Below are 12,604 nucleotides of genomic sequence, written 5' to 3'. Positions count from 1 at the left end.
TACAACAGCCAGCGCATCCAGAAGAAGCTGGGTTGGCGATCACCGGACGAGTTCGAAGCGAGCTACCATCACCCGGTTCCGTCCGGAACCTGATTACTCCGCCCTCCAGCAATGCGGGGGAACCTCAGACGTCGAAGTGGACCTGGCCGCCCTGGACGCAGCCCTCGACAGCCCCGGCGACGAATCCGATGATCCGGCGGCCCAAGCGAAGGATGCGAGGTGAGCCACCCGCCGATCATCGATGCCGGGCCCGGCCTGAACTTCTTCTCCATCAACAAGGAACGCTTGCTCATCGGCGTCCTCGGCCGGATCAGCGCTCCGGAGACCGTCCAAACCGAGATCTTGCTCAAGTCACGGCACGATCCACGGTTCCGCGCCGCCGCTACGGTCTGGCGCAAACTGACACCCACCTGGATCCAGGTGCTCTCCGACGACCAGACGCCCGAACTCGCCGCTGCGGTGCACAGAATCACCCGCCAACCCATGAACAACGCGTGCAATCCCCGAAAGACCTGGGCGAGACCATGGTCATCGCGCACGCAGTCGTCGCCGCGGAAGCCGGGGAGACCGTCACGGTTCTCATCGACGACGGCCCCGGAGCCCGCACAGCAACAGCTGAAATCCGCCGCCTGCAACGACTCCAGTCCAGTGGTCGCGCCGTAGGGACGATCCGGCTGGTGAACACACTGACAATCCTGGAGAAGGCAGCGGCCGGACAACACATCCCCGACAAGGCCGCGATGCGCGCCATCTATACCCGGCTGCGTAGCCTCGACGACGGGCTTCCACCCATCGAGAGAACCAACCTTCTCCGGCTTCCGCACTGGCGCTGAAGTACGCAGAGCAGCACCCCGGGTGGCTACGGTGCAGCCCACTGCCGGAGGCAGTCACCTCACGTCGCCATCTTCAGCAGATGCCCACCGATATCCGCCAGCAGCTCCAGCTTCCGCCCAGCGCGGAAACATACGCGGCAAGAACTTCGACCGTCGCGACCTCACCATGCTCGATCTGCGACACCCGGCCCGGACTGACTCCCATGATCTCGGCCAAACCCGCCTGCGTGAACCCCAGCCGCTTCCGCTCCTCGGCAAGCTGGCAACCCCACTGCTCAGCCATGATCGACCGACGACGGCGCGTGGCCTCCTCTTCGCCCACACGGCGGCGATAGCCTTCACGATCCCATTTGGAGAAGCTACTCATCGCCCTTCCTCCTCCGCCCGTTCCTTCAGATACGCCGCGTACAGCTCTTCCACGCGAGGAATCGCCTGCTCATGCCAGCTCTTCCCCTGCCCGGTCTTGTCGCCGCCGGTCAACATGACACCGACCGCCACGTGTCAAACCCAACAGCACAGGGCAGGCTCGGGAAGCACGAGTAGCGCAGCGAGCCGCAGCAGCAATCGTCACGCGCAAAGGCGTACACGCACAGATTCTTACCGGGATTGCGTCTGGGAGACCGGGCCACGCGGTTTGACGTTGGCGCGCTGTGCACGCTTGTGCCCGGCCCTGCGCCACCAGGACTCGGCGTCATCGATGTGCCCGCGGAGGCGGAGCCGAATCGCCATGTTATGCATAGCGTCGGTGTGGCCGGCTTCCGCCGCCCGCTGATACCAGATGATGGCATCGTCGAACCGGAGCGTCCTGTCGAGCATGACTGCCAGGTTGTACATTGCGTCGGCACTCCCGGCTTCTCCCGCGAACCGCCACCAACGCTCGGCGTCCTCCAAGAATTGTGCTTCATAAAGCAGGTTGGCCAGATTACCCATCGCGTCGGGGTTACCCGCCTCAGCGGCCTTGCGGTACCAGTCGAGGGCTTCAGCGGACTGTCTACGCGCGACAAGCAAATTGGCGAGATTGTTCATTGCACCGAGGTGGCCCTGTGCCGCCGCACGCCGCCACAGAGCTTCTGCTCCGACAGTATCTCCCTGGTCAGCCGAGTGCTGCGCGCTTTCGAACAGAGACTCGCTATTCGCGGCCGTCCCCGGAGCCTTCGGAACATCTGCGGTTATGTTCGACTGGGGGCCAGGAGCAGTGAACAGGCGGAGCTCGCCGGCGATATTGACGCTTCGTCGCTGCGGCCTGGGCTGGCTGTTCTGATGCAGCATCCGATCGACCCTCTGATAGAGCTGATCGAGGGTCAGCCCAGTATCTGCCGCGGCGCTCAACAGCGCACCGGTGAAAGCCGTATAGCGGTGACCTTCAGGCGCGAGTGACGTCTCGTCCCTCGCAGAAGACGTGATGGTGTAGGTCCCCCTGATATCGATCTGTCCTCCGATCACGGCCTCTGGTGAACTCATCGCTTCGAACGCACGTCCCGAGAAGCAACAGTCCAGGATCAGGATCCGGGCGCGGGCCGGACTGTCCATAAGCTCATCTCGCAGCGCCGTGAATGCCACCGAACTCCATTCGGGCTGTTCATGGTCGGTGTCGGGAAGGGCCAGGTACAAGCGTCCGCGCCGGTCCACCACACCGTGGCCGGTGTAGTAGACGACAAGGACATCCTCGGCGTCACGCGCCGCGGCGGCCACAGTCTTTCCGACCTCAGTGCTCTGCCCGGGATCGCTGAGCACAGTGCAGTGCTCCTCGTCGAACGGCGCCCCCGGCGCGGTCAAACTTCGGGCGAGGTCGCGGACGTTGTTGCCGGCGGCCGGAATGTCCGGGAATTCAGGATCGGCGTACCGGCTCACCCCGATGAGTGCGGCACGCCAACCGTTCCGATTCCGCATCGCGTCTACCGGTTGTCGAGCTGCTCCAGCATGGACTGCAGCGCTTGCGTAACTTCCGGCATCTTGACTCGTTCTGCATCGAGAGTGATCTCGGAGTCCGTACCGGTCTTGATGGTTACGGCGATCTTGGACCGCCGGACAGTGAACCATGTGGTCAGCGACCTGGCGAGCGCGGTGGCGACTCCACCCGCGCCGGCCGCGACGATCAGTACATCGGTCAGTCCCCCCATCTGGCCGGGACGAACTTTCTCAGCAGGCATCTTTACCCTGCCGCGCAGCTGATCGTTGTCGTTCAACCATTCGAGCAGCTGGAAGAGATCGTCGGCGCTGCCGTTCGTTGCGACGGTTACCTGGTCCACAGATTGCGTCATACTTTTCCGTCCTTCAGGTCAACGTGATGGGCGGGGATGGATTGCGGGTTTTCGCTCCGGATTGCGGCCGCGCCGTACCCTGCTGGGCATTGCGGCTCTGGCGGTACTGATCGGCCTCCGGGGTCTCGGTGAACTCGAGCAGTTCATCAGTCACTTCCCGGAGGTGTTCTCGAACCTCGGTGGGCGTTACGCGGAAGAACTCACGCCGCCGATTGACCTTGTTGATGCGCTTGTCCTCCAGTCGGCGGTGAAGCTCGGCTTCGATTCCGGCGGCGTCCTTGTCGAAGAACAGTGCGTGAACGTCGTACTTGAACGGCACAGACGCATTGCTGAGTTCGCTGATCCGCTCGTACGGATGGAACCGTCGGGTCAACCCGATCTGTACCACGTCTGGGCCGAACGCGCCGATATTGGAGATCACATACACATATCCGGCGCGAACATCGTCCACCCGAGCCTGGATGGAAGCGATGGCCCGATCTCGCTCCGCCAGCCGTTCCCTTAGCTCGTTCGCGGCATCCGTTTCTGCGTTCCCCGCAGCTTCGAGGCCAGAAAGAGCCTGGCGGTCTCTTTCCTGTTGCTGCTCGAGTTTCGATTGCTCTCGAGCCAGTTCCTCTTGCGCCCGGCGTTCCTCTCGTAGCCGCTCACGTTCGTCGCGCTCCGCCTCTTTCTGACGTGCCAGCAATTCGAGATGATCGGCGGTCAGCTCCAACTCGCGACGACGAAGCCGGTGATATTCAGGAGCAATCCGAAGCTGCATGGTCGCGCCGAACCGCTCGAGAGTGTCGGCGAGCCGGTCCAAACGGTCGAGCGTCTTGCGCAATCTGTACGGTTTCAGGCTACGAACCAGGTTCTCGGCTTCTGCATTGTAGGCGCGCAACATCAACTTCGAGTACTCACGGATCATTCTGCGGCCATCGGTGACCGAACCCTCGACCACCCATGCCTTCGGCGCCTCTATCGCGCCGCCGTCGCGACGGGCCAGGGCTTTTATCTCGCCCTGTAGACGCCTCAACTCGTCACGGTAGGCGACGGAGTCCGACAGGGGATGCCGGTACTCGTAGATCCCGATCTCCTGAAGGAGGTGCTGCTCCCGCATATCGACCACCTGCTCCACCAGGTCGTCCCGCACTGCCTGATGCTCGGCGATCTGCGCCTCGAGCTGAGCCTGCAGCCGCTGCAGGTCGCCGATACCGAGGCCGCCGATCTGCTCCAGCTGTTCACGTAGCCACCGGTTTTCGACGAGCGCCTCAGCCAGCTCATCCGCTTGCCTCTTCGCGTAGGCGCGAGCCCCGAACAGCGGAACCTTCGACTCGTCCGAAGCACCGGGAGAGGCATGCTTCGTGGACACGGCCCTCCGATCCGCCGTCCACGCCTGCCCATCCCAGTATCTCAGGAAGCCCTCGTTCTGCGGGTCGGGATACCAGTCCGGTGACACCCTGCTCATGATCCCCCTTGTCTCAGTTGGCCTTTCGAGCATGCCAGCTCACGCCGAGGCTTGCACAGCGAATCTCGAAAGATGGCACACCAGAACGAACCGAGAGTCCCGATAGCGGTCGAGCTCACCGACCGGCCAGCCAAGGTCACGACCCTACCGAGCCAGAGATGAACACGACTCTTCAGAGGGACTTGGGGATGGCCGTGCGGCAGTCCACATGATGGCAATCCCGGTGGCTTATCCCCGCCGCACCGGACTCCGATCGAATCACGCTACCGGCCAGGACAGTACGAGGCCGACGGCTATGGGCAGGGGCGGAAACCCGGTTCGGCCGGTCGTTCGGTCCGGGCAGCCTTGGTAGGCTGAATCCCGGCTCGAAGGCGGTGTGGTCGAGGCCGCAGTTCCGAGTCGGCACTGCCGCAAGGCATAGGGAGGGCACCTTGTTACAGGCAGACATAGACAAGTTGAACGAGCTTGCGCAGAAGCTCGAACAGAACGGCACCGCGATCGATGATCTGGACATCCGTACCAGGCCGAGCCCATCACTGCCCGGGGTCGAGATTGGCCAGTCGTTCGCCGAACTGGTCGAGAAGACCGAAGGCGCCTACCTACGAATCGCCGACCGGATGCGGGCTGTCGCCGGAGCGACGAGAGCATGCGCGAACGACATGAGCATGACCGATGAAGGGTTCGCGGCCAGAATGAACGAACTCGACTTCAAGCCTGCGCAGAGCTGATGAAGATTTCGAAATCCCAGCTGGAGCGCTGGGACCTCACAGCCATGAACGACTGGGCCGACGCTCTGAACAACATCAACGAGCAGGCAATGCAGGCCATCGACAGCACCCGCAACTACTTCACAGACGCCGGAACCCATTGGCAGGGGGCCGCCTACAACGCAGCGTACGAGCGCATCTCCGAAGACCACGGCCAATCCCGTCGCGTCTACTACGAGATCTCCGACGTGCCGGGGATCATCAAGAACGCGGCAACCGACCTGACTTCTCTTCGCGGCGTACTCCGCGGCAAGGCCGACGACGCAGTAGAGGCGGGTCTCCGCGTGGACGACGACTGGACCGTGCACGGAACCGACGAGGCGCAGGTCAAGACCCACCAAGATGCGATCCGGGTCGCATACGATGCGCTGGTCCAGGAGGTCTCCCGGCTTCAGATCGACATCCTGAACCAGGCCGGGCTGATACGCGCGGCGGGTGACCTGCTCGGATCAGGAAACTTCATCGACGAGCAGTCGACCAACAATCGGCGACAAATGCTCGCGAAGCTGTTCCACGACGATCTCCTCGCTCGCTTCAACGTCCCCGTCGACCCCGATGGCATGACAACCTGGCCGAAACCACCACTCAGCTGGCCATTCGGCAGCCAGAAGATGACAGCCGAGGAAGCGCGTCTACTCGACGATCTCGGGCTCATGGGCGCTCGCGATGCCTACGGCATCTACAAGACCGCGATTCACGAGTCGGAGAACGTGTTCGAAAGCGCGGGAATCACCGATGGACACTCGGACGCGTTCCGGCACGCGTACTGGAACGCGATGCTGGCCAACCGGTTCGGACCCGAGTTCGCACAGGAGTACACCAACGCCCACGAGGGGGTGGACACCAATGCGGCGTCCGCCGAAGCGATGGACCTTCACAACAATGCGGTGGGGCGCAGAATCGCTGCCGAACACCCCGACGCCAGCCCCGAGGAACTGGCCACATACGTCAAGGAAGCGGTACTCCGCGGGGACATGGTGGTCGTCGGACCGGACGGTATGCTGACGCCGAGCGACCAGGTCGCCCTCGGTGAGACGGGCCGCGCCGAAGGGCCGCCGGCGACAGGGGGCACCAAACCTCCCCCCACCGACACGGAGTTCACCTCGGGCGGTTACAACCCGGGAAGCGACGGCGAAAGTTACGGCACGTATGACAGCTAAGACGGTACTGCTCACGTTGTTCGTATGCGCTGCGCTGACCCTGACTGCGTGTTCCGATGATGAAGGGGTTGCCTTGGAAGAAGACCGGACACTGTCGACCCAACTGGCCGACCTCCGCCAGAACGGCGGGTCTGTCAGCCTCCACGAGCTGACCGGCGGCGATTGGGACTCCGTTTATGTGTCGCACCAGCCGGTCTCCCGCGACTACGTCGAGCGCGAGGTCGGGGGGAAGATCGACATGGACGAGACGTTCATGCAACAGGGCAATATCCTCGTCTTCCTCAGGAACGGCGAGGTCGCTCGGGCGGCCTACGTAATCCCCGATCTCCTTCAGCCCGGTAAGTACTCCAGCAGTGTTCGAATCACCGCCGATGGATACCCTGCGCTGCTCGAGATGTCCGAATAGTCACCGAGCACGGGGGGAGGAAGCCACAGCTTGCTTCCGTGATGCCGGGCGTACCATAGCGGCCGTGAATCGGGTTGTGGCTGACCTGCTGGCTCCGCTGACCGAATCGCGGCGGGTTTCACCCGATAGACGGTGCCCGGTTGCTGCGGTCACTCGGGTACTCGCCGGTCGTGTGCCATATGGTCGCGTTCCACACGGCAGCGGAGGTCGAGGCTGGAGTGAGAGGCCTGGGCGCGGACATATTCGATGAGTTCCGGCTCCCGGATGTGGCCGGGCTCGACAACTTCACAAAGGTTCGGAACACCTCGCGGCATATGGGTCGCTGCTGTCCACCGTTGTTGTGGCGCCCAAGGGCCCGCCCGAATCGCCGGTCTGGCCAGCAGACGCGAGACGGTGGCGGCGCGAAGCTCCCGGATGACCCGATGATCACCTCACTGTTCGCCCACCGCGACCAACTGCTGCTTTTTACCGCCCACGACCGGATGCCGTGATCTCAGTCGGTGCGGCGGGAGCGAGCCAGCGCGAGGCCGCCGAGGATGGTGCCGGCCAGTCCGAGCACCACCGCGATAACAGCGGCGACTATGCCGTTGCCGGTACCCGGCCCGCCGTCGGCGGTGGCAGTGAACAGCCCTCCGGCGACCACGCTGACCAGGCCGGCCAGCACGACCACGACAGCAGTCGTCGGCCCGGCGCCGCTTCGCCTTCCGGAGCGGGTCAGTGCCCGGACACCGCTGATCACGGCGATCAGTCCCAGCAGCGCGGTCAGACTGGGACCCACCCGACCGGACGTCATACCCGTAACGTTCGGCTCGACGGAAGCATGGGCGGCGGCCGGTAGCGCGAGTACGAGAGCAGCGGACGAGGTGGCTGCAACGGCGGCGAGCAGGTGACGTACGGACATGGTGTGCTCCTCGATGGAGTCGACGGGACTCGTCCGATCATGCGGGGTGACCGCACCGCCGGACATCGTGCGGCGGTAGACAATGCGCGCTGCCACCGGTGCGGTAGCCGGGCGCTCGGACTGTACTGCGGACCAGCGGATGTACTGCGGGTGCAGTAGGCCCCGGATCCTCCGTGAGCGGGATTCGCACCGGCGAGAATCCGAATAGGGTGCACGCATGAGCCGGAGAACCATCAGCGACTGGGCGATCGCCGGCGCAGTGGCGGCGATTCTGGTGTTCGCCGGGCTCTCCGAGCAGCACTCGGTCACGCGGCTCGAGCCCTGGGGTTATCTCCTACTGGCAGCGAGCGGTCTCGTATTGGCCGCACGGCACCGGGCTCCGGACGCGGTCCTGGCCGTGACCGGGCTCTGCGCACTGGGCTACCAGGCCACCGGATTCGATGTGCCGGCCGTCGCGTTCCTCATCGCGGTCTATACCGCGGTCCGGGCCGGGCGGCGGGTCACCGCCGCGCTGGCGGCGGTGATTCTGGTGGCCGCGCTGCCACTGGCGGTGCTGGTCTCGGTGCACGATCTGGGCGAGGCGTTCGCGCAGGCCCGCGGCGCCCTCGAGCTGGCTTGGCTGATCGCGGCCGCGGCGGCGGGTGAGGCGCTGCGCCAGGCCGAGCGGCGGGCCGACGAGGCCGAACGCACCCGGGAAGAGACGGCGCGGCGGCGCGCCGACGAAGAGCGATTGCATATCGCGCGGGAGCTGCACGATTCGCTCACCCATCAGATTTCGGTGATCAAGGTGCAGTCCGAGGCCGCCGTCCATGTGGCCCGCAAACGCGGCGAGGAGGTTCCGGAGGCCTTGCTGGCGATCCGGGAGGCCGGCCGGGAAGCCGCCCGGGAGCTACGCGCGACCCTGGAAGCTCTGCGCGATGATCGCGCAAGCCGGCCGCACGGCCTCGCCGAGGTCGCCGACCTGGTACAGCGGGCTCGCGCGACCGGTCTGGCCGCGACCTTGACGATCGACGGGCGGCACCGGGATCTGCCGGCCACGGTAGATCGGACCGGCTACCGCATCGTGCAGGAATCACTGACCAATATCGCCCGGCACGCCGCCGCCGAATCCGCCTGGGTTCGAATCGAATACCGGCCCGATGCACTGGTGATCCGCGTGGACGACAACGGCAGGGCCGCACCCGGCACCACGCCGGCTCCCGGCGTCGGGCTGCTCGGGATGCGCGAGCGGGTCGCCGCGCTCGGTGGCAGCCTGCGGGCGGGTCCGCGCAGCGAGGGCGGTTTCCGCGTCCTGGCCGAACTCCCCGTGGAGCACACGGCATGATCCGGGTCATCCTGATCGACGACCAGCCGCTGATCCGCAGTGGCTTCCGGGCCCTGCTCGCGTTGGAGGACGATATCGAGGTGGTGGCCGAGGCCGGTGACGGGAGCGCGGGCCTGGCAGCCGTCCGGCAGTACCGGCCGGATATCGCGCTCGTCGACATCCAGATGCCGGTCGTCGACGGTATCGAGACCACCCGGCGTATCGCCGCGGACCCGGCGTTGACCGGCGTGCATGTGGTCGTGCTGACCAATTACGGGCTGGACGAGTACGTCTACGAAGCGCTGCGCGCCGGTGCGGCCGGGTTCCTGGTCAAAGACATCCACCCGGACGACTTCCTGCATTCCATCCGGGTCGCCGCCCGGGGCGACGCGCTGCTCGCACCGTCGATCACCCGCCGACTGATCGACCGCTACGTCACCCGGCCGCCGCTGAGCCCAGATACTCAGACCGGGCTACGGGATCTGACCAATCGGGAACGCGAAGCCGTAGCCTTGGTCGCGCAGGGCCTGTCCAACGACCAGATCGCCGATCACATGGTGATCAGCCCACTGACCGCGAAAACCCACATCAATCGGGCCATGACGAAACTGCACGCCCGCGACCGGGCCCAGCTCGTCGTCCTCGCCTACGAATCCGGTCTGGTGCATCCGCGCGGAAGCCGGCCCGCGGAGGACGAGCGGCGGCCGTCTCAGCGCGTCGCGGGCCGTACGGCACCCGACGTGCCCTGAACGACCGGCGTTTCCGAGACACAGCAGACATCCTTCCGCAGGACCAATGATCCTGCTAACTCGGTGTCCACTACCCGGGGTGAGCCCCAGACCCAGGCTGGCCCCCGCACGAGCGCCGGGCGGTCCCATGGCACCAGCAGTTCAGGGGCGGGACCCGTGACGACCGGACAATGCGAGAAGTCGAGGTCAGCCTCCCTCCATTCATCGCAGACTCCGACGTTCGACTGCCCTCGCGCCTCTCCGCCGACATGGAAGCAGCGTTACAGGAAATCACCGCACTCGACGCCGAGCACCCGGCCATACTCGGCGCTCTCGGAACTCTACTGCTGCGCGCCGAGTGCGTTGCCTCCTCGCGGATCGAGGAGATCGACGCCGCGGTCGACGACTATGCGCGAGCCCTACACGGCGTGAAAGCCAACCCATCGGCCACGTTGATGGTCGCCGCGACGACGGCCACCGACGTACTTCTGACCCAGGTCACCACCACCCGAAGAATCGAACTGGCCGACCTGGCGGCAGCCCACCGCGAACTCATGCGGGACGACCCCACGGACGGCGACTACGCCGGACGCGTCCGCGATATGCAGAACTGGATCGGAGGCAGCAAGTACTCACCGCGCGAGGCCCTCTACGTTCCTCCGCCGCCGGAAACCGTCGACGAATACCTACAAGACCTCATCCGGTACGCCAACCGGGACGACGTCCCCGCACTGGCCCAAGCTGCGATCGCTCATGCACAGTTCGAATCCATCCACCCGTTCACCGACGGCAACGGCCGTATCGGTCGAGCGCTCATCAACAGTGTGCTCCGGCGGCGAACTGTGACGAACACCGTTGTGGTGCCGTTGGCCTCAGCGCTCGTAGCCCACCGAGACCGCTACTTCGACGATCTCTCTGCCTACCGAAGCGGCGACCCGGAACCACTGATGCACTCGTTCACAGCCGGTTCACGCATCGCTGCCTCTCAATCCCGCAGGACCGCACGCTATCTGGCCGCCTTTCCGGAGCAGTGGCGCGAGTTGACAGGTCCGGTACGCAGCCACAGTGCAGCCGCCAAGATCATGGCGTCGTTGATCGCCATGCCGGTCATCACCGCGGAAGACGTCTCGGACCGGCTCCGGCTCAGCACGAGTAGTGCTTACGCCGCTATCGATCGACTGAACGAGGCCGGAGTGCTGCGCCCTCTCACGAATCGGAAGAGGGAACAGGTATGGGGCGCCGGGCTCGTCCTCGACGAACTGGACGCACTCGGCGCACGAATCAAGAAGGCGGCAACCTGAGCCGTTGCTCGCGCGACACCGGCGCGGTGTCAGCGCCGGCGATGACAGGGTCTTCTCACAGTTCGAATACGCAGCCGATCGAAGTCGAACGCAAGCGCGAGTGCCCAGCGCGGCCTTCACATGCTGCGACCAGCGGAAAAACTCGATAAGCGGCATGCGGTCGCCGAGCGCCTGGTGCGGCCCGACCGTGTTGTCACGCCGGGTCGGAATGTCGGACCGCCGGTGTAGCGTGCCGGAGCACGACCGACGTTCGACACAGGAGGATTGGGTGCGCGTCACGTGGGAACAGATCTTCGGCTGGCGGCTCGCCCGCCAATTCGTCGCGCCCCCCGCCGCGTCGAGCGTGCCTGAGCTCGTCGGACGCCTGTGCGGTGTGCAAGCACAGGTCACCTCCGCGGCGGAGACCGCGGTCGCGCTGCGCAGCGCCGCGCCCGAGGACGGTGCCGTGGTGAGCGCGCTGTCGAACCGCACGCTGATCAAGACCTGGGCCATGCGCGGCACCCTGCACGCCATGACACCCGCGGGTGCCGCCGCCGTGCTCCCGCTCATAGCGTCCGCCCGCGTCTGGGAAAAGCCTTCGTGGCAGCGCACTTTCGGCGCCACTCCCACGGAGGTGGCCACATTGACCGAGGCGGTGGGCGGGATACTCGGCGACGCCGAACTCACCCGCGAGGAATTGGTGGAGGCGCTGCTCGCCGACAAGGCGTTTCACAAACTGGGCAAGGAACTGCGCTCGGGCTGGGGCACGCTGCTCAAACCGCTGGCCTGGCAGGGCGCGATCTGCCACGGGCCGACGCGCGGCAACAAGGTGACCTTCACCAGTCCCGCGCGGCTGATCCCCGATTGGCCGGGACTGGCCGAACCGGATAGCGCAGCTCGGGCCGCCATCACCGCGTATCTCGGCGCCTACGGTCCCGCGACGCCGGAGATCTTCGACGCCTGGCTGAGCCGCAACAGTCTGCGCAAGACCACCGTGCGCGGCTGGTTCGCCGAGCTCGGCGACGCGCTCACGTCGGTGGAGGTCGAGGGACGCACCGGTTACGTGCTCACCGAACACGCCGACGAGCTCGCCGCCACCGAACCGACTACCTCGGTGCACCTGCTCGGCCCCTTCGACCAGTACGTGCTGGGCCCAGGCACCGGCGACACCGAACTGCTGCCGAAGGCGCACCGCGCGCTGGTCAGCCGGACCGCGGGCTGGATCGCACCGATCGTCGTGGTGAACGGCCGGATCGCGGGCACCTGGGAATTGAAGAGCGACGAGGTGGTCGTCAGCATGTTCGACAGTGCGCCGCTGCCGAAGAAGCTCGACGCCGCAACGGATCGCGTAGCCCGTGCGGCAGGGCTGGGCTCGGTGCGTGCGCGGGCGGCCTAGTATTCCGTGCTTGATCCGTGGGTTGATCCTGGCGGTGTGTATCGGGCGTTGCTGGAGGACCGTGGGTCAGTGGCCGGCCGCACTCCCGAATCGGCCGGACTTCGTTCGCCGATGGCTCGACG

At 65.5% G+C, this 12,604-nt stretch carries 15 protein-coding genes; 9 read left to right on the top strand and 6 right to left on the bottom strand.

Annotated elements, in window-relative coordinates:
- The first annotated feature begins 219 nt into the window (after positions 1-219).
- Positions 220-663: a hypothetical protein gene (locus tag IU448_RS28540; RefSeq protein ID WP_228814593.1), complete on the top strand. Its 444-nt coding sequence runs from the start codon at positions 220-222 to the stop codon at positions 661-663.
- 14 nt (positions 664-677) lie between these two features.
- The gene (locus IU448_RS29285) at positions 678-833 is read left to right on the top strand and encodes a hypothetical protein (protein ID WP_228814591.1); all 156 of its coding nucleotides are present in this window, start codon (positions 678-680) and stop codon (positions 831-833) included.
- A gap of 73 nt (positions 834-906) precedes the next feature.
- Here the strand turns inward: IU448_RS29285 and IU448_RS28535 are convergent, their stop codons facing one another.
- From IU448_RS28535 to IU448_RS28520, 5 genes are all read right to left on the bottom strand, one after another.
- Positions 907-1,200, bottom strand: coding sequence for a helix-turn-helix domain-containing protein (locus tag IU448_RS28535; protein WP_195058834.1), 294 nt, complete (start codon positions 1,198-1,200; stop codon positions 907-909).
- Entirely contained in the window at positions 1,197-1,331 is a 135-nt protein-coding gene (locus IU448_RS29485) for a hypothetical protein (RefSeq protein ID WP_267467291.1), read from the bottom strand. Before IU448_RS29485 ends, IU448_RS28535 begins: the two co-directional genes overlap by 4 nt.
- A gap of 99 nt (positions 1,332-1,430) precedes the next feature.
- Positions 1,431-2,723, bottom strand: coding sequence for a caspase, EACC1-associated type (locus IU448_RS28530; RefSeq protein ID WP_228814589.1), 1,293 nt, complete (start codon positions 2,721-2,723; stop codon positions 1,431-1,433).
- 5 nt (positions 2,724-2,728) lie between these two features.
- Positions 2,729-3,094 carry an effector-associated constant component EACC1 gene (locus tag IU448_RS28525; protein WP_195058832.1) on the bottom strand — a complete coding sequence of 122 codons (366 nt, stop codon included), beginning with the start codon at positions 3,092-3,094 and terminating at the stop codon, positions 2,729-2,731.
- A gap of 13 nt (positions 3,095-3,107) precedes the next feature.
- A complete protein-coding gene (locus IU448_RS28520; protein WP_195058831.1) occupies positions 3,108-4,541 on the bottom strand; it encodes a DUF4041 domain-containing protein in 1,434 nt (477 codons plus the stop codon).
- A 455-nt stretch (positions 4,542-4,996) separates the two neighbouring features.
- Here IU448_RS28520 and IU448_RS28515 point away from each other — a divergent pair, with 455 nt between their 5' ends.
- The 3 genes from IU448_RS28515 to IU448_RS28505 are packed head-to-tail and all read left to right on the top strand — an operon-like array spanning position 4,997 to position 6,874.
- Complete coding sequence (locus tag IU448_RS28515; protein ID WP_195058830.1) at positions 4,997-5,269, top strand: hypothetical protein; 273 nt, start codon at positions 4,997-4,999, stop codon at positions 5,267-5,269.
- A 44-nt stretch (positions 5,270-5,313) separates the two neighbouring features.
- A complete protein-coding gene (locus IU448_RS29280) occupies positions 5,314-6,468 on the top strand; it encodes a DUF6973 domain-containing protein (RefSeq protein WP_228814588.1) in 1,155 nt (384 codons plus the stop codon).
- A complete protein-coding gene (locus IU448_RS28505) occupies positions 6,458-6,874 on the top strand; it encodes a hypothetical protein (protein ID WP_195058829.1) in 417 nt (138 codons plus the stop codon). Before IU448_RS29280 ends, IU448_RS28505 begins: the two co-directional genes overlap by 11 nt.
- Before the next feature lie 493 nt (positions 6,875-7,367).
- On the opposite strand, the gene IU448_RS28500 is transcribed toward IU448_RS28505, so the two are convergent.
- On the bottom strand, positions 7,368-7,775 hold the full coding sequence (locus tag IU448_RS28500; RefSeq protein WP_195058828.1) for a DUF6223 family protein: 408 nt from the start codon (positions 7,773-7,775) through the stop codon (positions 7,368-7,370).
- A 217-nt stretch (positions 7,776-7,992) separates the two neighbouring features.
- Between IU448_RS28500 and IU448_RS28495 the strand changes: the two genes are divergently transcribed.
- The 4 genes from IU448_RS28495 (at position 7,993) to IU448_RS28480 (ending at position 12,482) form a co-directional block, all read left to right on the top strand.
- Positions 7,993-9,099: a sensor histidine kinase gene (locus IU448_RS28495; RefSeq protein WP_195058827.1), complete on the top strand. Its 1,107-nt coding sequence runs from the start codon at positions 7,993-7,995 to the stop codon at positions 9,097-9,099.
- Positions 9,096-9,827: a response regulator gene (locus IU448_RS28490; protein ID WP_195058826.1), complete on the top strand. Its 732-nt coding sequence runs from the start codon at positions 9,096-9,098 to the stop codon at positions 9,825-9,827. Before IU448_RS28495 ends, IU448_RS28490 begins: the two co-directional genes overlap by 4 nt.
- A 248-nt stretch (positions 9,828-10,075) precedes the next feature.
- Positions 10,076-11,107 (top strand): Fic family protein, encoded by a 1,032-nt coding sequence (locus IU448_RS28485; protein ID WP_228814587.1) that lies wholly within the window; start codon positions 10,076-10,078, stop codon positions 11,105-11,107.
- A gap of 268 nt (positions 11,108-11,375) precedes the next feature.
- A complete protein-coding gene (locus IU448_RS28480; RefSeq protein ID WP_324188745.1) occupies positions 11,376-12,482 on the top strand; it encodes a winged helix DNA-binding domain-containing protein in 1,107 nt (368 codons plus the stop codon).
- The last annotated feature ends 122 nt before the right edge of the window (positions 12,483-12,604 follow it).

Origin of the sequence: Nocardia flavorosea (assembly GCF_015477805.1) — a bacterium.
Lineage (GTDB): Bacteria > Actinomycetota > Actinomycetes > Mycobacteriales > Mycobacteriaceae > Nocardia > Nocardia flavorosea_A.
The sequence above is the reverse complement of the archived record's forward strand: the minus strand, read 5'-3'. Positions and strand labels throughout refer to the sequence as shown.

Coding starts and splice junctions, on each gene's coding strand:
- IU448_RS28505 (WP_195058829.1), top strand. CDS start 6,458: ATGACAGCTAAGACGGTACTGCTCACGTTGTTCGTATGCGCTGCGCTG.
- IU448_RS28500 (WP_195058828.1), bottom strand. CDS start 7,775: ATGTCCGTACGTCACCTGCTCGCCGCCGTTGCAGCCACCTCGTCCGCT.
- IU448_RS28530 (WP_228814589.1), bottom strand. CDS start 2,723: ATGCGGAATCGGAACGGTTGGCGTGCCGCACTCATCGGGGTGAGCCGG.
- IU448_RS29280 (WP_228814588.1), top strand. CDS start 5,314: ATGAACGACTGGGCCGACGCTCTGAACAACATCAACGAGCAGGCAATG.
- IU448_RS28490 (WP_195058826.1), top strand. CDS start 9,096: ATGATCCGGGTCATCCTGATCGACGACCAGCCGCTGATCCGCAGTGGC.
- IU448_RS28525 (WP_195058832.1), bottom strand. CDS start 3,094: ATGACGCAATCTGTGGACCAGGTAACCGTCGCAACGAACGGCAGCGCC.
- IU448_RS28520 (WP_195058831.1), bottom strand. CDS start 4,541: ATGAGCAGGGTGTCACCGGACTGGTATCCCGACCCGCAGAACGAGGGC.
- IU448_RS28495 (WP_195058827.1), top strand. CDS start 7,993: ATGAGCCGGAGAACCATCAGCGACTGGGCGATCGCCGGCGCAGTGGCG.
- IU448_RS28535 (WP_195058834.1), bottom strand. CDS start 1,200: ATGAGTAGCTTCTCCAAATGGGATCGTGAAGGCTATCGCCGCCGTGTG.
- IU448_RS28485 (WP_228814587.1), top strand. CDS start 10,076: ATGGAAGCAGCGTTACAGGAAATCACCGCACTCGACGCCGAGCACCCG.